This window comes from Parasedimentitalea maritima (assembly GCF_005771405.1).
GTDB classification, from domain to species: Bacteria; Pseudomonadota; Alphaproteobacteria; order Rhodobacterales; family Rhodobacteraceae; genus Parasedimentitalea; species Parasedimentitalea maritima.
The window spans coordinates 279,257-299,999 of record NZ_VAUA01000006.1; the positions used below are offsets into that span (position 1 = coordinate 279,257).

The following is a 20,743-nucleotide window of genomic DNA, read 5'->3' on the forward strand; positions in this document are numbered from 1 at the left end:
GGTGACACCATGGCCTCATTACAGAATTAGGAGCCGATCATGGCGCAAGCTATCTCATTGCCGCGCAACGAAGCCGGTATCAAAGCCGCCATCAGCGTGTTGAAGCAGCTGTTCGGCGACCGCTTGCAAACCAGTGACGCCATCCGCGAGCAGCATGGTCACACCACCACTTGGATTAACAACCAGATGCCGGACGCAGTGGTGTTTCCAGCAGATACCAACGAAGTGTCGCAGATTGTAAAATGCTGCGCTGAGTATGGCGTGCCTATTATTCCCTTTGGCACCGGCACGTCGCTTGAGGGGCACGTAAACGCTCCGGCTGGCGGTATTTCGGTTGATACAACCCAAATGAACCAAATTTTGGCGGTGCACGCAGAAGATCTGGATGTTGTGGTGCAGCCAGGCGTCACCCGCGAACAGCTCAATACCTTCTTGCGTGATCAGGGGCTGTTCTTCCCAATTGATCCCGGTGCCAACGCATCCCTTGGCGGCATGGCTGCCACCCGAGCCTCGGGCACCAATGCGGTGCGCTACGGCACCATGAAGGACAATGTTTTGGCGTTGGAGGTGGTGATGGCCGACGGCCAAATTATTCGCACTGCGCAACGGGCCAAGAAATCTTCGGCTGGGTATGATATGACCCGCCTTATGGTAGGCTCCGAAGGGACCCTGGGTCTAATCACTGAATTGACCTTGAAATTGCAGGGCATTCCCGAGGCGGTCAGTTCCGCCCGCTGTTCATTTCGCACCGTTGATGACGCCTGTCGTGCGGTGATGATGACCATCCAATACGGCATCCCGGTTGCCCGGATTGAGTTGCTGGATGAGCTTAGCGTCAAGGCCGCCAACGCCTATTCTAAACTGGAGCTGCCAGAGACGCCGTTGCTACTGATGGAATTCCACGGCTCTGAGGCGGGTGTGGCAGAACAGGCCGAGATGTTCAGTTCTATTGCCGAAGAATTTGGAGGCTTTGACACTGCCACAACCACTTCTACCGAAGAACGAAACAAACTGTGGCAGGCGCGTCATGATATGTATTGGGCCTGTATGCAAATTCGCCCGGGCGCCAAGGGGATCTCGACAGATGTCTGTGTGCCAATCTCGCGATTGGCGGAATGCGTTGGTGCGGCTCAGGAAAAGGCAGATGCCTTAGGGTTGATTGCACCTATCGTGGGGCATGTCGGGGACGGCAATTTCCACGCGTTGCTTTTGATAGATATGGACAATGCCGAAGAGCGCGCAAGGGCGGATGACTATGTGGCTTGGCTGAATCAATTGGCGATTTCCATGGATGGCACCTGTACGGGAGAACACGGTATCGGTCAGGGTAAACGGCCTTATCTCAAAGTGGAATTGGGAGAGACCACTCGCTATATGGCCGCGATTAAGGCGGCGTTGGACCCTGATAATATCTTGAACCCCGGCAAAATCCTGATCGATTAAGAGACTAGCCCGTAGTGCGCCCTGATCGCTCAGGTAGTGCGAAATGGACCGCTTTAACCTGCCATAATTTTGCACCAGTTCACCCTATACCAGACTATGCAGGGTGTTGTTGTAGGAGCAGGCAGATGGGGTTGCGTAAATCGTTAGGGATCATCGCCGTGTGCACGCAGGTGGTTGTGGTAGTTGATTACAACATGCAGAGCCAACAGGCCGGGCTCGGCCCCGGTGAATTGAGCATGAAGGCCTATAGTGCCATTGTTCAGGCACGCTATAACACTCCAGCGGCTACGGCTTCAGGCTTGAGCGCGGTCCAACAGGGGGGGCTGGGCAGTGATGCGCCGCCGACACCCGTCTGTATCCGCCGCGGTACTTCGTCGAACTGCCAATAGAGCCAACTGAAATCCTATTAAAGTTGCCTTGCCTGTGCCGTAAAATTGCCGGAGTTCTCAGCTTTATGAGCAATTAAAATTAACCTTTAACTACCGCGCCTTTATGGAGAATCCTGATGGCGATTGCTCAGAATATCTGTTTCGCTGCGACATGCGGTCTCGTCGTTCTAGGCGCTGATTATGGTCAGTCGTCACGCCGGGCCCAGATCCCTTTTGGTCAAATGGGTGTGGCGCAATATGGCGCAGTGCTTAGCAACCGGTTCCAAGCAATTGAGGGTGTTCCAACAATCAACCTGACCGCCATCGCCGACCTGACAACGAGCTGGTCCCTGGTCAGCGCTGAAGAGCCTATCGACCCAACAATTCCGCAGGTGATGACCAATCCTGATCTGCGTGAAGATAGGATCGGTGTCCGCGTCAACAAAGGGTTGGCCCGTCCCACATCGCGCGCCTCTGCCGGTGGCTGTGTCCGGCGCGGAACTATCCTGAACTGCTAAGGGTCCACTGCGGATCCCCAAAATACCTGGTTCTTGTTCAAAAGGTGCGACAGAATCTTGTGGTTTCTTTTTGCCCAAAATACTCCAATTCCTACACGTCCCTGGAAAATATGCCGATGAATGGCTCGAGAGGTCGGTTTTGCCAGTTTTTGCGTCGGCTGGATTTGGCCTGTGCCCTTTGGCATGGGCATAACCGTATCAAAGCGAGTCATATTTGTCGGAGAGCGGCCCCATGAAAACCCAAGTCAAAGCACTGGTCGTCGGCGGTGGTGCCGTCGGAACCTCGATTGCCTACCACCTGGCCAAAGCAGGCTGGGACGACGTTATGCTGATCGAACGCGATGAGCTGACCTCGGGCTCGACCTGGCACGCCGCAGGCCTGCTGCCGCTGTTCAACATGTCCTATGCGACAACACACATCCACAAATACTCGGTCGATTTCTACAAATCGCTTGAGGAAGAAACTGGCTTGAACGCCGGGTTTGCCGTGGTTGGTAACCTACGCATGGCACAGACCGACGCGCGTATGGACGAATTCAAGCTCTATGCCTCGACCGCTGAAACCTGCGGGGTAGATTACGAGTGGCTGACTGCTGATCAGATCAAGGAACGTTGGCCGCTGATCCGCACCGACGATCTGAAGGGGGCGATCTATCACACCGAGGATGGCTATATTAACCCGGCTGACGTGACCATGGCGATGGCCAAGGGCGCGCGTCAACGCGGTGTCGACATTCAGCGCAAGGTCCAGGCTGATGCCTTTCACTGGACCGGCACTCATTGGGAAGTCACCTGCACCAAGATGGTCGAAAAGGGCGGCAACCTGGTGCCCAGCGACGAACAGTTCGTGATCACGGCCGAACACGTCGTCACCGCATCGGGCAACCACGCTCAGCGCACCGCTAAGATGCTGGGTATCAAGATGCCCGCGATCCCGGTCGAACACACCTTCATCGTCATGGACAAAGACCCTGAGCTGGTGAAATGGCGCGAAGAGGGCAACCCCGAGCACCCAGTGGTTCGCGATGCCGACTCTGAATCCTATGCTCGTGAAGAACGCGGCGGCTGGATTTTGGGCATCTATGAACACGGCGCCCCTGCACGGTTTGAACACGGCGTGCCAGACAGTTTCCGCGCTGATCTGTTCCCGCTGGATCTGGACCGGATCGCTGAACAGTATATGGCAATGACCGAGCGGGTTCCGTCCTGCGCCGAGTCCGGCCTCAAGGACGATTTCAACGGCCCGATTTGCTACACGCCGGACGGTAACCCGCTGGTCGGCCCCGCACCGGGCCTGCGCAACATGTGGCTGGCCGAAGGTTTCTCGTTTGGTATTACCGCCGCTGGCGGCACTGGCTACTATCTGGCGCAGATGATGGTCGACGGCGAAGCCGAGATCGACATGGCCTCGCTTGACCCCAAGCGTTACTCGTCGAACTGGATGACCACCGAGTTTGCCGCGCGCAAGAACGAAGAATGCTACGAGCATGTCTACATTCTGCACCACCCGGACGAAGAGCGCCCGGCGGCCCGTGGCCTGCGCACCTCGCCGGCCTATGACCGTCAAAAGGAGCGCGGCGCGCAATTTGGTTGGGTCAACGGCTGGGAACGCCCGAACTATTACGCCCCGGTTGGATTTGATGACGAAAAGGCGCGCAGCTTCCGCCGTGGTGGTTGGTGGAAGTACGCCGTGGACGAGGCCAAAGCAATCCGCGAAGGTGTCGGCCTGGTCGACGCAACCGCGTTCACCAAACACGTCGTCAAAGGCCCCGGTGCCACCCAGTTCCTGGACTGGTTCACCTGCAATAAACTGCCAAAAATTGGCCGCATCAACCTGACCTATGCGCTGACCTCGGCCGGGACCACCCGCACCGAATACACAATCGTGCGCAATGGTGAGAATGACTACTACCTCGTCTCTGCCGGTGCCTGGACAGAATATGACGCTGACTTCCTGCGCAAGGCCGCCCAAGACAAGATGGAGGAGTTCGGCTATCTCGAGATCCAGGATGTCACCACCCAATGGGGCGTCTTTGCCATCGCTGGCCCCAAGTCGCGTGACGTGCTGAAAGAGGTGATCGTCGACGCTGATCCAGACACAGCCCTGTCCAACAAACGCTTCCCATGGCTGTCGGCCCGTCAGATCGAACTGGGCATGTGTCCGGTGAATGCGATCCGCGTAGCTTACACCGGTGAACTGGGCTGGGAGCTGCACCACCCGATCGAGATGCAGAACTATCTGTTTGATCTGCTGGAAAAAGCCGGTGAAAAGCACGGTATGAAACTGGTTGGTGGCCGCGCCCAAAACTGGCTGCGTCTTGAGAAGTCATATCGCGCCTTTGGCACCGAGCTGGGCCGCGATGCGACACCGGCCGAGGCCGACCTGCCGCGTTTTATTGATCTGTCCAAGGACTTCCATGGCAAGGATGCCATGGTTGAAACCGGCGTGCGGGTCAAATGCTGTACACTGCTGATCGACGGCCCGGCAGATGCCGACCCTTGGGGCCGAGAAGTGCTGTATACGCCAGAAGGCGAGCGCGTTGGGCGTCTGACCTCGGGCGGCTATTCGGTGGCGTTCGAGAAAAGCATCGGTATGGGTTACGTTAAACCCGAACTGGCGGTGCCAGGCACCAAGCTGAAGGTCAAAATCATGGACCAACTATGGGATGCCGAAGTGACAGTAGACAGCCCTTATGATCCGAAAAATGAAGCTATCCGGGTGACGGGCTGATTATAGTCCTTTGAGACGGGTGGGGAGCTGCGAACCAGGTCTCCCGCCCGTCACTATTCAGATATGAAATCTGAAGGTTCCCGTTGGGCCAAGCAGGCCGCGCCAAAGGCGCGGCCTGCTTGGCATGTTGCGACGCGCATCGCGCGGCGCAAGGCCCTTTACCCTTTTGGCCAGTTGGGTGTGAAAACGTTGCCGGTGTTTTTCGGGCAGTGCCTGGCTGGGTAAGAAACTGACTGGCTATGTTATTTACTTACGGTCCGCGTTCCCTTGGTCAATTTGGTGCGCCAGAATACTTGTAGTAGATTGAGTGCAATCTTAAAATAATGTCGAAATAGCATTTTATTGGGAAACCGTATGATAGTTTTTGGCAATTTTGACGTTTCTGAGTTTTGGTCCGGAAGTGAATATGAACGCAAGGAATACGTTGGCGTTTCCTTGAATAAAGACTTGGTCTCGTCGGTTCAACGTGAGCTTGGGTATATACTGCCCAAAAGCTATGTGGAATTGATGAGATTTCAAAATGGTGGCATTCCACGCAACACTTGCCACGCTACTAAAGTAGCAACTTCGTGGGCGGAAGATCATGTTGCTATATCTGGGATTTACTCGATTGATCGAACCCCAACATACTCTCTTTGTGGCAAATTTGATAATGGGTTCTTGAACAGGGAGTGGGGTATCCTCAAATTGGAGTCTATTTCGCCAATTGTCCCTCTGGGGGCCATGATATGCTTTGCTTGGACTATAGAGGTCTCAGTTCGGGGGAAGAGCCTTCGGTTGTACATGTGGATCAAGAAGATAATTATCGCATTACACCAGTGGCGCCAGATTTCGAAAGTTTCATCCGTGGGCTAACGAATGAAGAGTGTTTTGAGTTGGACTAGTGCGCAACCAGTGCGCCAAATCTTGCACTCAGTGAATTGACGGCCACGGATTTGAGCAGGCTTGTTGTGAGGTGTATCGCGTGGCGCAAACGCTGTTCGCGGATGATCCAACTTTCAACCAAAATACTTTGCTGTTTGTCGCGGCGCCGCGTAAACGGAGTTAACAAAAACAAGCGCGTGGCCACTGGCTGCGCACAATCTGGATAATCGTGTTGTACCTTTCTACGAGATCGGGCAAAAAGCGACTATCCTTTACCAAAAGGCGACATGCTCCATGCGGATGCGCGATACATTTATTAAACCGATGCACCCCGAAGGCCGCAAATTCGTCGCCATTTTCGCAGCGATCACATTTGTATTGTTCCTGTTGGCGGAATTCTTGGGTTGGATTGGCGTTGGTCTGACCGTTTGGTGTTATTATTTTTTCCGCGACCCCAAACGTTCCACCCCAACCCGTGAAGGGTTGTTGGTCAGCCCTGCGGATGGCATTGTTTCGCTGATTGAAAAGGCCGTTCCCCCTGCAGAACTGGGGATGGAAGACAGGGCACTTACCCGTGTCAGCGTGTTCATGAGTGTCTTTAACTGCCATGTGAACCGGACACCAATTGCCGGTAAAGTAGCAGCTATTGCCTATCGTCCCGGTAAATTCCTGAATGCCTCGATGGATAAGGCCAGTGTCGACAACGAACGCAACAGCCTTTGTATCGAAATGGCAGATGGCCGTCAGATCGCTGTGGTCCAAATTGCTGGGCTGGTTGCGCGGCGAATTGTCTGCTTTGTCAGTAAAGGCCAGCAAATGCAGACGGGTGAACGCTTTGGTTTGATCCGCTTTGGTTCCCGTCTGGATGTGTATCTGCCAGAGGGCGTCGAGCCCTTGGTGAGCTTGGGTCAAACTATGGTTGCCGGCGAAACCGTTTTGGCAGATTTCACGTCAGAGGAAACTGCCCGTGTAGCGCGGACAGTCTGACACATGGCCGACCGATCACATACCCCAAAGACGGACGTTCCAATTGTCCACCTCTTGCCCAACCTTCTGACTTTTGCGGCCATCTGTGCCGGATTGACAGCTATTAGGTTTGGCTTTGAAGGGGATTTTGAACGGGCGGTTTACCTGATCTTACTGGCCTGTGTTCTGGATGGATTTGATGGCCGTCTGGCGCGGCTGCTCAAGGCTCAGTCAAAAATCGGGGCTGAACTGGATTCGCTTGCCGATTTTTTGAACTTTGGCGTCGCACCTGCACTGATCCTTTATGCTTGGGGCCTGCAAGAGATGAGCCGCGCAGGTTGGATTGCGGTGCTTGCCTACGCCATGTGTTGTGTGCTGCGTCTGGCGCGGTTCAACGTGTCTAGCAAATCTGACGACGAAGAAACGGATCCCTCATATTTTGTCGGTGTTCCGTCACCGGCTGGTGCATTTCTGGTGATGCTACCGATGTTCATTTCGTTTTTGTTTCCGGAAATACCGCAGATTCCACCACTCGTCGTGGCTCTGTTCACAGTTTTGGTTGGTCTATTGATGATCAGCCACATTCCGACTTATTCGTTCAAAAATATGGCGATTATGCGTGATCAGGCCAAGTTCTTTGTGCTTGGTGCTGTGTTGCTTGCAGCGGCGTTGCTCACCTATCTCTGGGCGACGCTTGTACTTCTGAATATTGTTTACATTGTCGGTATTGTCTGGGCGCTGCGCCGCTCGGGCAGGACCAAGGCCAAATAAAGGTAGACCCATGGACATCAACGCTGTGAAGACCTCTTATGCGAGGTGGGCACCGGTTTATGACAAAACGTTTGGCGCGATCACCAATGTTGGTCGCCGTCGCTCTGTTGCCTACGTCAACGGGCGCAGCGCGGGCAAGGTGCTTGAAGTGGGGGTGGGAACCGGATTGGCACTGCCATTCTATGATCCAAAATTGAACGTCACGGGTATCGATTTCAGTGATGACATGTTGGAAAAGGCGCGCAAAAAGGTGCGCAAGAAAGACCTGAACCATGTCGAAAGCCTTCGGCAGATGGATGCACGGGATCTTGATTTTCCTGACAACCATTTTGACACCGTTGCAGCCATGCACATTGTTTCAGTTGTGCCAGAGCCAGAGCGCGTAGTGGCTGAGATGGCGCGGGTTTGCAAACCTGGAGGTCATATCGTCATCACCAACCATTTTGCCCGCGATAAGGGCTTTCTGGCTGCGGTTGAGCGGATATCGGCGCCGTTCTCCAATCTGCTGGGTTGGCACTCTGACTTTGAAGTCAGCACAGTTTTGGGTGAGCCAACCCTCTCTGTGGTCGAAAAGACAACTCTACCGCCCATGGGCATGATGACATTTCTTGTGCTGGAAAAATCCAAGGCAGCGTAAGAACGCCGCCTGAGAAATTTCCTGAAATTCTTGACCACCACTCCCGTAGAGTTTCGGGGTAAGCAGAGATACTGCTGTTCTCTAACTTGTCAGCTCGTCGAAGCAGGTCATCGCCCTTGCGGCATACATCATTGCCGGGCCACCACCCATTTGGATGGACATTGCCAATACATCTGCAACTTCGGCACGGGTGGCACCGGCCTTGACCAGCGCTTCGACATGTAAGCCAATGCAGTCTTCGCAGCGTCCGGCGATAGCGATGCCAAGGGCGATAAATTCTTTAGTTTTGAAGTCCAGAACACCGCCCTGTTTTACGGCTTTGCTTAGCCCGCCAAATGCCTGCGCCGCTTCGGGTATGGCGCTGTTCAAGTTGCGTAGCCCTTTGCGGGTGTCACTTAGCTTATCGCGATAACTCATGGTGTTTTCCTTCTTTACATATCTGATTTACAGAATGTGTAATGAAGGAGGCCGTACAGAACTTTGATCTAGGTCAGTCTCTGGATTTAATGGAGATGGCCCAAGGAGCGGACGCTATTTCTGCGCAATCAGGGCCAGATTATTGGCCGGCATCTCGATCATATCGACCATTTCCAGGCCAGCCTCTTGCAGCCAATCCATGGTGTCAAAATCATCCTTGTACCCAGTTGCCGGATCATGCGCGATCAACGAGGCGTGAAAGGCGGCATCGTTGTCGTTGGTCAGTTCGTCACTGCGCAGAAAGGGGCCGTAGATCACCAGTCGGCCGCCAGCGGCCAGGGCTTTGGCTGCCTCAGAAATTAAAATGCGCGCTTCGATCTCGCTGATCAAATGCAACAGGTTGCTCAGCATAATCAAATTCTGGTCGACCAAATCAGTGCCCCAACCGGGCACAGTGGCATCCAACTCAAGAGCAGGCAGTACATTGGTGAGCGTCGTTTCAGCGACATGGACATCAATGCTTGCACGGCGGGCCGCCTCAACTTCGGTGGGCTGCCAACTAAGGCCTGGCAGACAGGCGGCATAGCCCACCACATGCTGGCCTGTACCACTGGCGATTTCGAGTGCCCGGCCTTGCTTTGCTGCGACCTCAGTCAGCAGGTCACACAGGGGTCGCAGATTGCGGGCGGCAGAGGGCGCGAACAGTTTGCCTCCGTCGTCTGGAGTGGCAACCGAAGCTGAGCCGGGAACAGAACGAACGACCATCAATGAAACCTTTCAGGAGAAAGTTGTGCCAGGACACCTGTGTCCAGCTCTGGTTTTCGTCCGGCAACCAAATCAGCCAGCAATCGGCCGGCGGCTGGGGCGGTTTGGAAGCCAAACCCACCCTGTGCAGCGCACCAGAAAAAGTTGGAGACAGTTGGATCAGGGCCCAATACCAGTGCCTTGTCAGGCGAAAAGCTACGCAGCCCGGCCCAGTTGTTTTCCACTCGTGTGACCGGTGCGGAAACCATTTCCTCATAGCGCGCCAAACCTTCTGCTAAGACCATATCATCGGCAAAGGCATCATGTGGCGTCATTAGGTCGGTATCTGCAGGGGAAACCAACAGCTTGCCCGCCTCTGGCTTTGCGTACCATCCCTCGCCAGCGCCCAACATCATTGGCCAAGAGGATACGTCATGCCCATCGGGGGCGGGCAGCTGCGCCATAGAACGACGAAGAGGTTGAATGCCAATTGGGGCAACCCCGGCCAGTTCGGCAATTTGATCAACCCAGGCTCCCGCTGCGTTAATCAGAACCTTGGCCTGGTAGGTTTTTTCACCCGCGGAAACTTGCCAGCCGTCATCTGTTGATGTGATAGATGTCACGACGGTCTTGGTCTGCGTCGTTCCTCCGTTCGCCCGTATCATCCTCGCAAAATCCTGGATCAACCGATCGGTATCGATGTCCAACGCTATATCATGAAAGGCAGCAGCAGCGACTGTTTTGTGGTTTAGGATCGGCACGCGGTTGATCGCATCGTCAAGGCTGATTTCCTGTAAGTCCAATTCTTTCAGATCGGTGGCAAATTGTTTCGTCTGATCCGCGGTGGCCAGTAGCATCAGGCCGCGCGGGGTCAGATAGCCACCATTTGCGTGGCAAAAGTGGTCCGCACTGGCACGGCTCAGAGCAACGGTTGATGTATTTCCATAGTTTGGCTCAAACAATGCTGCCGAACGACCAGAAGCATGGTAGCCAAGCGCGTCTTCCATTTCCAAAACGGTAACAGTGCCGAGTTTAGACAGCTGAGCGGCGGCGCTGACACCTGCGATGCCGCCGCCAATAACGATAAAATCAGCCATTAAATGGTCCCGTGTTTCAGCTTTTGGATTGCCGTCGCGGTAATGAGGGCGTTTGTTGCAGACCATTGCATGGTCGCAATACCGGGGGAAAGCGGAAAAGAGGTCGGCTGAGCCGTGCAATAATAACTTGGTTTTCAATCTCTTCCAGTGTCAGTATGGGGCAAAGAGATAGTTAAACATTTTAATTTTCTGGAGGAAAAGCCGTGTCCACATCCACTGCTAATACCCATGCCATGGCGACAGGACATATTCCGGGCTATCTGCCAGGCGCCGATGGCAGCGACCCACTGTTCACCGGGATGGTGGTCTTTACGATCCTGCTGGTGCTCTTGATTGGGTCTTTCTATTTCAAACTGCACGCGATCCCCGAGCACATGGCGCATGAGGATAACCACACGCAAATGCAGGTGATTGGTATTCTGGCCCTGCTGGCACTGTTTACACACAACAACATTTTCTGGGTGATCGCGTTGCTGGTGGCAGCTTTCCGAATGCCAGATTTTCTTACGCCGTTACAATCGATAGCCAGTTCACTCGACTATCTGAAACAACGTGATCAGGCTCCAGCTCAACCTCAGCCCCAACAACCTGTTGAAACCCTAGAGGCAGTAGAGGCCCCGGTCCGGCAAACTGAAGGAGAGACCCATGCTTGAGCTACTTTTTTGTTCCATGCTGACCGTTCTCCCAGACTTCCTTTTTCGACGTTACGCACAGGGCAAGCGGATTGGCGAAGAGATAAACCTGTTTTCGGTTTGGTATGAATTGCGTTGGGGAATTACCGCCTGTGCGATCCTGACAATCTCTTTGATCACCACGATTTTCTACTACCACCCGGCAACCACCAAAGTTGGGTCGTTCTTTCGTACGGTAACTATTCTGCCTGAGACCAGTGGTCGGGTGATTGAAGTGCTACAAGACAATAATGCGCTAGTAGAGGCGGGCGACATAATTTTTCGCCTCGACGATGCCAGCCAAGCCGCAGCTGTTGCCACTGCCGAGGCAAAGGTGAACGAAACGGTTGCATCTCTTTCGGTTGCTGCCACCGATTTGGCAGCAGCAGATGCAGGTGTTGGACAGGTACAGGCGGCCCTGCAGCAGGCTCGAGACGATCTTGAGCGCAATCTGACCCTGCGTGAGCGCGGCTCCAGTGCTGTTCGCGAAACTGAGATTGAGAGACTGGAAAACCTGGTTAACAAGCGCGAAGCAGAACTGGACGCTGCCGAAGCGAATAAATCATCGGTTGAGGAAAAAATATCGGTTCTGATCCCTGCGCAGATGGCAAGCGCCGAAGCAGCGTTGAAACAGGCCGAAGCGGAGCTGGCTAAAACTGTTGTCAAAGCCAGCGTTCCGGGTCGTGTTGAACAGTTCGAGCTGCAAGAGGGCGATTACATCAATCCGATCTTGCGTCCTGCAGGTATTCTGGTGCCAACCGAATTTGTAGATCGGGAGCGTTTTGCAGCCGGGTTTGGGCAATTGACCGCGAATGTGATCAAGCCGGGAATGTACGCAGAGATGGGCTGTTTGTCCAAGCCGTTCACGATCATTCCAATGGTTGTTGTCGGGATACAGGATGTGATTTCCGCAGGTCAGATGCGGCCTTCGGATGTTCTGCGCGATGTCCAGGATAATGGCCGCCCGGGCACGCTTACAGTGTTCTTGGAACCCGTCTACGAAGGGCAGGCTGATGATATCCCACCGGGCAGTACCTGTCTGGCCAATGCCTATACAAACAACCACCACCTGTTGGATAACCCGGACCTGGGCACGGGTGAGTGGCTATTCCTGCATATGGTCGATACGGTTGGCATTGTGCATGCCTTGTTACTGAGGATCCAAATGTTGATGCTGCCGGTGCAGACACTGGTGTTCTCGGGACACTGATTTTGCTGAAATAGACTGAAATAGACTGAAGCAGGCCCGGAATTGCTCCGGGCCTGTTTTGTTTTAGGTTGTTGGGCTGGTCTGAGGTGTGGAACGCAATTGCAACAGGACAACCACTGTCACCGCAAGAACCATTATCTCGGCCACAACGCCGGCGTACCAGATGCCGGGCTCGCCAATGACAAAGGGCAAGGCAAAGGTAAGCGGGATGGCAAACAGATAGGTGCGCGACAGCCCCAAAATAGCAGCGCGCGCAGCATCACCCACGGCCTGAAAATACCCAGCAATCATCATTAAAGGCCCAAACAGGAACAGGGTCAGGGTCCCAATGGGCAGAATGCGTGCCAGCTCTTGCTGGATAAGCATATCATTGATGAACACGCCGCCCAACCAAGGAGCGGTAAGGACAAAGGCAAACTGCACCAATGCGCAATATCCAAAGGCAACGGTCACAGAAATAAACGTTGCTTTATGCGCACGCTCGGTCTGTCTGGCACCATAGTTGTTGCCGACGATGGTTTGGAACGCCAGACTGAGCCCCAGCAAAGGCAGGAAGGTAAAGGTCATCAGACGCGTCATGATACCAAAGGCCCCGCTGGTAGGTTCAAAGTGATCTCCAGCCCAGACCTGAAGACCAAACAGGGTGACGCCTGCTGAAAGTGACAGCCCGATGTAACCAAGGCTGGAGGGCGCGCCTAAGGCTAGCAATTCACGCCAGTACTGGGTGATCGGCGTGAATGTAAAACTGTTCTGACCGCTGTTTGAACGATGCCGATACAGAAGAATTGCCGCCATGGCGCAGATCTGTGACAAGACTGTACCATAGGCCGACCCATTCACCCCCCATTGGATTTGGACCACAAACAGCCAGTCAAACACGATGTTCAGGATAGCCGACAGCAGGGTGATAAAGGTCATGGCAGGCAACAGACCTTCGGCGCGGAGCGCGTCGATGTTGATGGCCAGCACAAACACCAGTGGTGAGCAGAAAATCAGGATTGCCATGTAACCCCATCCCAAATTCGCCAGTACCTCAGATCCGTTTGCCACCCAGATCGACAACTGCCCACCGAGCAGTGCAAAGCCAATGATAAGGATCGCACAAACCAGCATCGAAAGTTGTATGGCGCTGGTAAATACTGCCTGCGCCGTGGTGATATTGCCAGCACCTGTCTGGCGCGCATAGACCGATGAAAAACCGTTTGAAACCAATGTCGAAAGTGCAATCAGCATCATATAGAGTGGGAACATGAGTGTGACGGCCACCACAGCATCGGTGCCGACGTAGATGCCCAGAAAATAGGCATCAACAACGGTGAACAAACCGTTCACCAGCATCACCAGTACAATAGGCAACGCCGTTTTAAGGAAGAGCGTCATGATAGGGCCAGACAAATAGATATTGTCAGGGTGCCGGGTGTCGGCGACCTGTCCCGCGCCATGCGCAGGGCGTTCAGTATTAGACATCAAAAACCTCGTTTTGTGTTCGGATGCGGATTTCAGGCTGGGGCTCGCATTACCAACAAACCGCAAAAAAACGGAAGTCAGATATCTCTGCTTGAGGCTTCACCAAGGAAAATCCCGCGAACGGCAGGGGCTCAAACCCTGTGCGCCTGTGATGCGGGATTAGGGAATGCCTGTCAAGATTGCGAGTTTCGATCTTGGTCTTGCCCTGTTGTCACAGGATCACATTACAGGCTCCGCATATTGTGACTGGTGATCTGGGCGTGGCAGGCGGTAATAGGGGGCATGTTAGACGCTCGTATTCGCCTCTTCATCGACCCGCTGCTGAATGCACAGGGCCGCAAACTGGCCCACTTTGGGATCAGTGCCAATCAGGTCACTTTGCTGGGGCTGGCGCTGGGCCTGACCGCGGCACTCTTGATTGCTCTGGGTGCGCCGGGCTGGGCATTGCTGCCTCTGTTGTTGTCGCGTCTGGCAGACGGATTGGACGGTGCGGTGGCCCGGGCCAGTCAGCCCAGCGACTTTGGTGGCTTGCTGGACATCTCCTGCGACTTTGCCGTTTACGGAGCTGTTCCTCTGGGATTTGTACTGGCAGATCCCGCATCCAATGGTGTTGCTGGGGCATTCCTGTTGGCCAGTTTCTATGTCAGCGGTACCAGTTTTCTGGGCTACGCGATACTGGCTGAGAAGCGCAAGATGACCACACAAGCACAGGGAGTAAAAACGCTGTATTATGTGGGCGGACTACTGGAAGGGGCTGAAACCATAGGATTTTTTGTATTGCTGTGCCTTTGGCCGGTTGCTTTTGCGCCACTGGCCTGGGTGTTTGGCACGTTGTGTCTTGTGACCGCTGCTGTGCGGGTTTGGCTGGCATGGCGGGTGTTTAGCTAGAAACTTAGTGTCAGGTTTGAGAATGCTTCTGCAAAGTCACACTGACTGAAACCAAAATCGCGCGCATAGGACCTGCTATGGTCTAGAACTGTAGCTGCAGATCACGTCCAAGAAACGGTTGATGCGGAGTCAATTTGGCACGCTCAAAGTGGAATGGTTGGCATCAGATCTTCATAATGTCGAAAATTTAGCGGATTTCCATTCGAGAACCCCATTAAAAATAGGAAGGGTTCCCTCCCAAATGATAGCTGCAGCGGATTTGCCTAAAACAGTATTTTCTTCATCAACTCAGAGGCCATTTTCCGTGCTATTCTGACGTTCAGAGCTGAACAAATAATATAGGCGGTAACCAATGAAGGCTTCAACGCTAAGTGATATGATCGCCGGTCAACAGGTGCATAGTACATCCCCCAATGATACTGTGCGAACCGCCTGTATTATCATGACCTCCGTGAATGTCGGTGCCCTTCCTGTCGTAGACGACAACGGAACGCTCGTTGGGATATTTAGTGAGCGAGATGTCATCCAACGCAGCGTTATCGTGTACCGCCCATCGGCGACGACACTGGTTAAGCAGGTAATGACTCCCAACCCTCAATGGCTTTCTCCGGATGCAAAACCGATCGAAGCCTACCAAATAATGATCAAAGGCAAGTTCCGTCATTTGCCGATCTGCGACGAGGGACAGGTTTTGGGGATCGTTTCTATTCGCGATTTCAACCCGCCAAGCAATTCCATATTCGACCGACTGCGCGGAAATACCGCCAAGGCCAGTGCGCCAGCGCGGTTGTTTTAGCAGCAGCTGCAAGGGCGTTTGAAAAGGGCTGTTTGGCATAGGACAGCATCTCTAACGCTAACAATAGGCCGTTGAGCAGTATAGCTCGATGGTTAGCAATCTTGTGGTCAGAATTGGCGCTGCTATTTCCACAGAGCAAAGCATTTAGTGTTGGAAGGCGATAGGGCTCTCGTTTTCGGGGGCAAAGGGTGCGTAGCATCGCTGCCCACACCTGACCTTCCCCCGGGAAGACACTCCACACCTCCCCGAGGTCTGGAGATGGTGTTTTGGGGTCCTTTTCAATAGAACATTCTTTTGTCAGGCTATGGCGGATACCAGACGTTAGCTGCGACAAACACAAACAACAGAGATGCGGACAAAATGGGCTTTCGCTGCACCCGTACCAACGCCCGCCTTTCATTTACCTTATTATGCGAGAGGCATTTACGAAAAAAGCGAACCAAGGAAATCGGGTAGTTTGGTAGAGATTTGCTCAAGCCGATCCACCTTTAGGTTGATCGGGTAAAGACGGCTAACATCGTGATCGATACCAATCCCAGCAATACGAAATCCTTGGGTCGCCACAACATCTGAGACCACTGACTCCAGATGCCTCCATAGTAATTCAGTACCATTCTCGTGAAGAGTGCTGTCGTCGACTGGTGCACCATCTGAAATTACGATTATGAGGTTCTGATCAGAGCCTTGGTTCTTTAGTCTTTCGGCTGCCCAGAAGACCGCTTCACCATCAATGTTCTCCTTTAGAACAGCGCTTCGGAGAATATGATGGATTGACCATGGGCATCCGGGATTCGTGCTCGATGCTTTGCGATAGCAAATATGCAGTAAATCGTTAAGACGACCTGGATTTTTGGGGCGTCCCTTGGAAATCCACCGCTTCCGCGAATTTCCACCCTTCCATGCCGCTGTTGTGAAACCAAGAATTTCGAATTTCACGCCGAGCCTACTGAGGAAATCACCAATCATCTGAACCATTAGGCAAGCGATGATCGCTCTTTGTCCCTTAAGAGATCCAGAATGATCGACAACGATTGAAACTGTTGTTGAGCGAAAATCGTTATTCTGCGCAAGAACGTCACTGATGCGGGCCGCTGAAATTAGGGCAGCCCTTGTTCTCTCCAATTCCGTAGCTGCTTGGTAGGCATCGATTTGCGCCTGCCAAATTGTACGGTCCTTGGCGGAAAGTTCGCGCCCCAGCTCATCTCCTGTCAACTCAACGTCAAACTCGGTCGTAAAAATCGAATAACCGGAATCACTTTTCTGAAGTTGCCAAGGCCATCTCAAGTCTTTTTCTCCTTCGAATACATAGCAAAATCCTATTGGAATAGAGTCCAAGCATCAACCAAAGTCACTTCGATGATGCCGATCACTACAAGGGCTTAGATGTTTGATATTTGTTCTGGTTTCAAAAATTCGGTTTTGGGCGTCCCGGAAAGGCTTGACGTTCGCTGCCACGCAGAAAATCAGTAGTTTGGGTTCGAACCTGTCATTCGTTGCAATCGTCACGAATGGTCGAAATTGGTAGAAGGTTTTGCAGGCTAAGGCGCAACGGCCCAAATTTCTTACTTCTCCTAAAAAAGGCCCGCCAAAATGACGGGCCTTTCGGTATCTCACAAGCGATCCGCTTACTGTGGAATTTCGCCTTCGATGCCTTCTACAAAGAAGTTCATGCCAGCCAGTGTGCCATCGTCGGCAGTTTCACCGTCAGCCAGCCAGGCAGAGCCGTCCTGCTTGTTAATCGGGCCAGTGAAGGCGTGGTAGGAACCATCTGCCAGTGCGGCCTTCATAGCGAGTGCGGCCTCTTTGACGTCAGCAGGAACTGCGTCTGAGATCTCGCCGATGCCAACCATACCAGCGCCAATACCGTCCCAGGTCATAGCCGATTCCCAGGTGCCGTCCATGACAGCCTGGGTGCGGGCGATGTAGTAAGGGGCCCAGTCGTCGATGATCGACGATACACGTGGTTTAGGACCGTACTCTGACATGTCCGAAGCCTGACCAAAGGTGATCACGTTACCAGCTGTCTGGGCCGCAGCCTGAGGCGCCGTTGAATCAGTGTGCTGCAGGATCACGTCAGCACCCTGTTCGATCAGAACCTTGGCAGCGTCTGCTTCTTTGGCCGGGTCAAACCATGTGAAGGCCCAAACGATCTTGAACTGAACATCAGGGTTAACTTTTTTGGCGTGGATGTAGGCCGAGTTGATGCCACGGACAACTTCGGGGATAGGGAAGGACCCGATGTAGCCAACGATGTTGCTCTCGGTCATGTGGCCCGCGATGGTGCCTTGCACAGCACGGCCTTCATAGAAGCGGGCTGAGTAGGTCGACACGTTTGGCGCGGTTTTATAACCGGTTGCGTGCTCGAACCGAACGTTGGGGAATTTCTTCGCAACGTTGATGGTTGGATCCATGTAGCCAAAAGAGGTGGTGAAGATCAGGTCAGCGCCTTCCAGTGCCATCTGGGTCATCACACGCTCGGAGTCAGGGCCTTCAGCTACGTTTTCAACATAGACAGTTTCGACCTTGTCACCAAAGGCTTCTACAACGGCCTTGCGGCCCTGGTCGTGCTCGTATGTCCAGCCGCCGTCGCCGACGGGGCCTACATAAACAAAGCCTACCTTGGTTTTGTCTGCGGCCATGGCTGTTGTCGCCAGACCCAGAGCCATCGCGGCGCTGGTCAGAAGGGTTGTCAGTTTCATCAAAAGTCTCCCAGGTTGATTGTCATTGGCCCCAAAATATTGGGGCAGGTTAGAACGCCCCCCGTTTGCCGGGGAGCGTGAAAATTGCGGCCTCTTAACGGGAGGCGTGGAAATTGCGGCCCAGGGCAGCGGGCGCGCTGCTCTTGTCGGCGGAAAGGATGACAAGCACAATGATTGTAATCACATAGGGCGACATTGCCAGATATTCGACAGGGATGGCAACGCCTGCGGCCTGCAGATTAAGCTGTACAACCGTGATGCCGCCAAAAAGATAGGCACCCAACAAGGCACGCCAGGGTTTCCAGCTGGAGAACACCACCAGCGCCAGGGCAATCCAGCCTACACCGGCTGTCATGCCCTCGGTCCACTGTGGCACCCGGATCAGGCTGATATAGGCGCCACCCAAGCCAGCACAGGCGCCACCGAACATGATGGCCAGAATGCGGATACGTACGACCTTGTATCCCAGGGCATGGGCCGCATCGTGGTTTTCACCAACGGCGCGCAGCACCAGTCCGACACGGCTGTACTTCAGCAGGGCCCAGACACCTGCGGTCAAGGCGATGCCAATATACAGGATTGGGTCATGGCCAAACAGGATCGGCCCAATGACCGGTAGATCGCTGAGGAATGGAATATCCAGTTTGCCCATTTGTGGTGGCTTGATGCCAACATAGCTTTGTCCGAGCAGTGCCGAGAGACCAAGACCGAACAACGTCAGGGCCAGCCCACTGGCCACCTGATTGGCTTGTGCCACTTGGGTCAGCAGAACAAACAGGAGCGAGAACACCGCGCCACAGGCCGCCGAGGCAATAAAGCCCAGCCAAGGTGAGCCTGTTTCGACGGTAATGGCAAAGCCGCCAATGGCGCCGATAATCATCATACCTTCGACACCAAGGTTCAGCACGCCGGCTTTTTCCACCACTAATTCGCCGATTGCAGCTAACAGGATAGGGGTTGCTGCCACCATGAGAGAGGCGATCAGCAGGACGGGATTGATTGCAGAAAGATCCATTACACGGCTCCCAAGAATTTTACACCGAATAGCGAGCCGGTGATTGCCCCAGTCCAAGTCCCGGCCAGAGCGGCCATTTCGCTAAGTCGTTCACCTGAGCGAGAGAAGATCGCGACCATTAGGAAGCCCGCAAATGGGACTCCAGCTGCCACGAGAAGGAGAGCGAAACCTCCCCAGCTAGATCCGGCGATGCCAAGAAAAGCTGGGAGAAACGCGAGGGGAGTTAGTGAAAGTGCAGCTAGGACAACAAAGCTGATAGCAGCAGCTTTCGCGAAACGTTGAGAGAGGGCTTTCATCACGCCACCTCCGATTTGCGCAACGTCACGCGGTAATTTGTCAACAGGTCCAGCGCCAACAGAAAGAACAAGAGCATGCCTTGGAACACTTGGATAGCAGCTGACGGCAGCCCCAGATTGGACTGGGCAATATCGCCACCAATATAGGTCAGCGCCATCAGCCCGCCTGCCAACATGATGCCAATGGGATGCAACCGGCCCAGAAAGGCTACGATGATTGCGGTAAAGCCATAGCCTGCATTAAAGTCGATGCTGATTTGTCCCGCGGGTCCTGAAACCTCGAACAATCCAGCCAATCCAGCCAATGCGCCGGACATACCCAGGCATAGCAAGATCAATCGCGAGGGATTGACGCCGGCAAACCGTGCTGCACGGGGGGCTTCACCCGTCAGGCGGATGTGAAAACCCAGCATGTGTCGGTTCAACAGTACATAGGCAAAGATCACTGCAATCAGCGCTGCAACGACACCCCAGTGCATACCTGACCCAGCAATCAGGTCGGCGTTAAATGCGCTGGGATAGTCTTGCAGGTTGCGTGATCCGGGAAAGCCAAATCCTTCGGGGTTTTTCAGGAACCGCAGTGATGCAGAGGCCAACAGTTGCTCTGCAACATAGACCAGCATCAGTGACACCAGAATTTCATTGGTGCCAAAGCGGACCTTCAGAACCGCCGGGATCATCGCCCAGGCCCATCCGCCAAGCGCTCCGCCCATAACCATCAGCGGAAAGATGTACCAAGCTTCATAAGGGTAGAAGGCCAGTCCGACGGAGGCCCCAACAATGGCGCCAATGATGTATTGCCCTTCGGCCCCGATGTTCCAGATTCCGGCCTTGAAGCCCAGGCTCAAACCAATGGCAATCAGCACTAAGGGCGCACCTTTGACTAGCAGCTGTGGGCGATAATAAAAGGCAAACTCGCCAAACAGCGGATCCCAAAAAATGGTCCGGATGGCTTCAACCGGAGGCTTACCCAACATTGCGAACAGCAGCCCGCCAAACACCATGGTTGCCAGCACCGCCACCAGCGGGGTTGCCAGCGACCAGGCCCGCGACGGCTGTGGCCTTTTCTCTAGGCTGATCATTGTGCTGCCCCTTGCTTCTTTTTGTTGTAAATACTCACGTCGAAGGTGAATTTTTTGAGTTTG

19 protein-coding genes and 1 pseudogene are annotated in these 20,743 nt (G+C 53.9%); 12 read left to right on the forward strand and 8 right to left on the reverse strand.

Features of this window, described 5'->3' with window-relative positions; translation table 11 throughout:
* Positions 1-39: 39 nt before the first annotated feature.
* From FEE96_RS13710 to FEE96_RS13745, 8 genes and pseudogenes are all read left to right on the forward strand, one after another.
* Positions 40-1,443: an FAD-binding oxidoreductase gene (locus FEE96_RS13710; RefSeq protein WP_138163669.1), complete on the forward strand. Its 1,404-nt coding sequence runs from the start codon at positions 40-42 to the stop codon at positions 1,441-1,443.
* A gap of 125 nt (positions 1,444-1,568) precedes the next feature.
* Positions 1,569-1,832, forward strand: coding sequence for a hypothetical protein (locus FEE96_RS13715; protein ID WP_138163670.1), 264 nt, complete (start codon positions 1,569-1,571; stop codon positions 1,830-1,832).
* A 116-nt stretch (positions 1,833-1,948) separates the two neighbouring features.
* On the forward strand, positions 1,949-2,329 hold the full coding sequence (locus FEE96_RS13720; protein ID WP_138163672.1) for a hypothetical protein: 381 nt from the start codon (positions 1,949-1,951) through the stop codon (positions 2,327-2,329).
* 232 nt (positions 2,330-2,561) lie between these two features.
* On the forward strand, positions 2,562-5,060 hold the full coding sequence (locus FEE96_RS13725; protein WP_138163673.1) for a GcvT family protein: 2,499 nt from the start codon (positions 2,562-2,564) through the stop codon (positions 5,058-5,060).
* Between the two features lie 354 nt (positions 5,061-5,414).
* Positions 5,415-5,944, forward strand: a pseudogene (locus tag FEE96_RS24115) (SMI1/KNR4 family protein).
* Between the two features lie 274 nt (positions 5,945-6,218).
* Positions 6,219-6,911: a phosphatidylserine decarboxylase gene (locus tag FEE96_RS13735; protein ID WP_138163676.1), complete on the forward strand. Its 693-nt coding sequence runs from the start codon at positions 6,219-6,221 to the stop codon at positions 6,909-6,911.
* A gap of 3 nt (positions 6,912-6,914) precedes the next feature.
* Positions 6,915-7,661: a CDP-diacylglycerol--serine O-phosphatidyltransferase gene (gene pssA, locus FEE96_RS13740; RefSeq protein ID WP_138163677.1), complete on the forward strand. Its 747-nt coding sequence runs from the start codon at positions 6,915-6,917 to the stop codon at positions 7,659-7,661.
* Positions 7,662-7,671: 10 nt separating this feature from the next.
* Positions 7,672-8,298, forward strand: coding sequence for a class I SAM-dependent methyltransferase (locus FEE96_RS13745; protein ID WP_138163679.1), 627 nt, complete (start codon positions 7,672-7,674; stop codon positions 8,296-8,298).
* An 81-nt stretch (positions 8,299-8,379) separates the two neighbouring features.
* On the opposite strand, the gene FEE96_RS13750 is transcribed toward FEE96_RS13745, so the two are convergent.
* The 3 genes from FEE96_RS13750 to FEE96_RS13760 all read right to left on the reverse strand — a co-directional run bounded on the left by FEE96_RS13750 (position 8,380) and on the right by FEE96_RS13760 (position 10,556).
* Positions 8,380-8,715 carry a carboxymuconolactone decarboxylase family protein gene (locus tag FEE96_RS13750; RefSeq protein WP_138163681.1) on the reverse strand — a complete coding sequence of 112 codons (336 nt, stop codon included), beginning with the start codon at positions 8,713-8,715 and terminating at the stop codon, positions 8,380-8,382.
* Between the two features lie 114 nt (positions 8,716-8,829).
* The gene (locus tag FEE96_RS13755; protein WP_138163683.1) at positions 8,830-9,480 is read right to left on the reverse strand and encodes a DUF938 domain-containing protein; all 651 of its coding nucleotides are present in this window, start codon (positions 9,478-9,480) and stop codon (positions 8,830-8,832) included.
* The gene (locus FEE96_RS13760) at positions 9,480-10,556 is read right to left on the reverse strand and encodes an NAD(P)/FAD-dependent oxidoreductase (protein WP_138163685.1); all 1,077 of its coding nucleotides are present in this window, start codon (positions 10,554-10,556) and stop codon (positions 9,480-9,482) included. The genes FEE96_RS13755 and FEE96_RS13760 overlap by 1 nt, the downstream gene beginning before the upstream one ends.
* A 203-nt stretch (positions 10,557-10,759) precedes the next feature.
* On the opposite strand from FEE96_RS13760, the gene FEE96_RS13765 reads away from it, so the two are divergent.
* Both FEE96_RS13765 and FEE96_RS13770 read left to right on the forward strand, forming a co-directional pair.
* Positions 10,760-11,209, forward strand: coding sequence for a hypothetical protein (locus FEE96_RS13765; protein WP_212744770.1), 450 nt, complete (start codon positions 10,760-10,762; stop codon positions 11,207-11,209).
* The gene (locus tag FEE96_RS13770) at positions 11,202-12,437 is read left to right on the forward strand and encodes an HlyD family secretion protein (protein ID WP_138163686.1); all 1,236 of its coding nucleotides are present in this window, start codon (positions 11,202-11,204) and stop codon (positions 12,435-12,437) included. The genes FEE96_RS13765 and FEE96_RS13770 overlap by 8 nt, the downstream gene beginning before the upstream one ends.
* A gap of 63 nt (positions 12,438-12,500) precedes the next feature.
* Here the strand turns inward: FEE96_RS13770 and FEE96_RS13775 are convergent, their stop codons facing one another.
* Positions 12,501-13,904 (reverse strand): MATE family efflux transporter, encoded by a 1,404-nt coding sequence (locus FEE96_RS13775; protein ID WP_138163687.1) that lies wholly within the window; start codon positions 13,902-13,904, stop codon positions 12,501-12,503.
* 282 nt (positions 13,905-14,186) lie between these two features.
* Here FEE96_RS13775 and FEE96_RS13780 point away from each other — a divergent pair, with 282 nt between their 5' ends.
* On the forward strand, positions 14,187-14,792 hold the full coding sequence (locus tag FEE96_RS13780) for a CDP-alcohol phosphatidyltransferase family protein (protein ID WP_138163689.1): 606 nt from the start codon (positions 14,187-14,189) through the stop codon (positions 14,790-14,792).
* Between the two features lie 352 nt (positions 14,793-15,144).
* Positions 15,145-15,588, forward strand: coding sequence for a CBS domain-containing protein (locus FEE96_RS13785; RefSeq protein ID WP_138163691.1), 444 nt, complete (start codon positions 15,145-15,147; stop codon positions 15,586-15,588).
* 423 nt (positions 15,589-16,011) lie between these two features.
* Here FEE96_RS13785 and FEE96_RS13790 read toward each other — a convergent pair whose 3' ends face one another.
* The 4 genes from FEE96_RS13790 to FEE96_RS13805 all read right to left on the reverse strand — a co-directional run bounded on the left by FEE96_RS13790 (position 16,012) and on the right by FEE96_RS13805 (position 20,680).
* Entirely contained in the window at positions 16,012-16,872 is an 861-nt protein-coding gene (locus tag FEE96_RS13790; RefSeq protein WP_212744771.1) for a cobaltochelatase CobT-related protein, read from the reverse strand.
* Between the two features lie 341 nt (positions 16,873-17,213).
* Complete coding sequence (locus tag FEE96_RS13795; RefSeq protein WP_138163693.1) at positions 17,214-18,287, reverse strand: BMP family ABC transporter substrate-binding protein; 1,074 nt, start codon at positions 18,285-18,287, stop codon at positions 17,214-17,216.
* 94 nt (positions 18,288-18,381) lie between these two features.
* On the reverse strand, positions 18,382-19,302 hold the full coding sequence (locus FEE96_RS13800) for an ABC transporter permease (protein WP_138163694.1): 921 nt from the start codon (positions 19,300-19,302) through the stop codon (positions 18,382-18,384).
* Between the two features lie 295 nt (positions 19,303-19,597).
* The gene (locus FEE96_RS13805; RefSeq protein WP_138163696.1) at positions 19,598-20,680 is read right to left on the reverse strand and encodes an ABC transporter permease; all 1,083 of its coding nucleotides are present in this window, start codon (positions 20,678-20,680) and stop codon (positions 19,598-19,600) included.
* Positions 20,681-20,743 lie beyond the last annotated feature (63 nt).

What these genes read in the sequence shown, in the direction of transcription:
- FEE96_RS13795 (WP_138163693.1), bottom strand. Translation starts at nt 18,287, where the DNA reads ATGAAACTGACAACCCTTCTGACCAGCGCCGCGATGGCTCTGGGTCTG.
- FEE96_RS13750 (WP_138163681.1), bottom strand. Translation starts at nt 8,715, where the DNA reads ATGAGTTATCGCGATAAGCTAAGTGACACCCGCAAAGGGCTACGCAAC.
- pssA (WP_138163677.1), top strand. Translation starts at nt 6,915, where the DNA reads ATGGCCGACCGATCACATACCCCAAAGACGGACGTTCCAATTGTCCAC.
- FEE96_RS13725 (WP_138163673.1), top strand. Translation starts at nt 2,562, where the DNA reads ATGAAAACCCAAGTCAAAGCACTGGTCGTCGGCGGTGGTGCCGTCGGA.
- FEE96_RS13760 (WP_138163685.1), bottom strand. Translation starts at nt 10,556, where the DNA reads ATGGCTGATTTTATCGTTATTGGCGGCGGCATCGCAGGTGTCAGCGCC.
- FEE96_RS13785 (WP_138163691.1), top strand. Translation starts at nt 15,145, where the DNA reads ATGAAGGCTTCAACGCTAAGTGATATGATCGCCGGTCAACAGGTGCAT.
- FEE96_RS13805 (WP_138163696.1), bottom strand. Translation starts at nt 20,680, where the DNA reads ATGATCAGCCTAGAGAAAAGGCCACAGCCGTCGCGGGCCTGGTCGCTG.
- FEE96_RS13710 (WP_138163669.1), top strand. Translation starts at nt 40, where the DNA reads ATGGCGCAAGCTATCTCATTGCCGCGCAACGAAGCCGGTATCAAAGCC.
- FEE96_RS13735 (WP_138163676.1), top strand. Translation starts at nt 6,219, where the DNA reads ATGCGGATGCGCGATACATTTATTAAACCGATGCACCCCGAAGGCCGC.
- FEE96_RS13800 (WP_138163694.1), bottom strand. Translation starts at nt 19,302, where the DNA reads ATGGATCTTTCTGCAATCAATCCCGTCCTGCTGATCGCCTCTCTCATG.
- FEE96_RS13770 (WP_138163686.1), top strand. Translation starts at nt 11,202, where the DNA reads ATGCTTGAGCTACTTTTTTGTTCCATGCTGACCGTTCTCCCAGACTTC.
- FEE96_RS13755 (WP_138163683.1), bottom strand. Translation starts at nt 9,480, where the DNA reads ATGGTCGTTCGTTCTGTTCCCGGCTCAGCTTCGGTTGCCACTCCAGAC.
- FEE96_RS13780 (WP_138163689.1), top strand. Translation starts at nt 14,187, where the DNA reads ATGTTAGACGCTCGTATTCGCCTCTTCATCGACCCGCTGCTGAATGCA.
- FEE96_RS13745 (WP_138163679.1), top strand. Translation starts at nt 7,672, where the DNA reads ATGGACATCAACGCTGTGAAGACCTCTTATGCGAGGTGGGCACCGGTT.
- FEE96_RS13720 (WP_138163672.1), top strand. Translation starts at nt 1,949, where the DNA reads ATGGCGATTGCTCAGAATATCTGTTTCGCTGCGACATGCGGTCTCGTC.
- FEE96_RS13715 (WP_138163670.1), top strand. Translation starts at nt 1,569, where the DNA reads ATGGGGTTGCGTAAATCGTTAGGGATCATCGCCGTGTGCACGCAGGTG.
- FEE96_RS13775 (WP_138163687.1), bottom strand. Translation starts at nt 13,904, where the DNA reads ATGTCTAATACTGAACGCCCTGCGCATGGCGCGGGACAGGTCGCCGAC.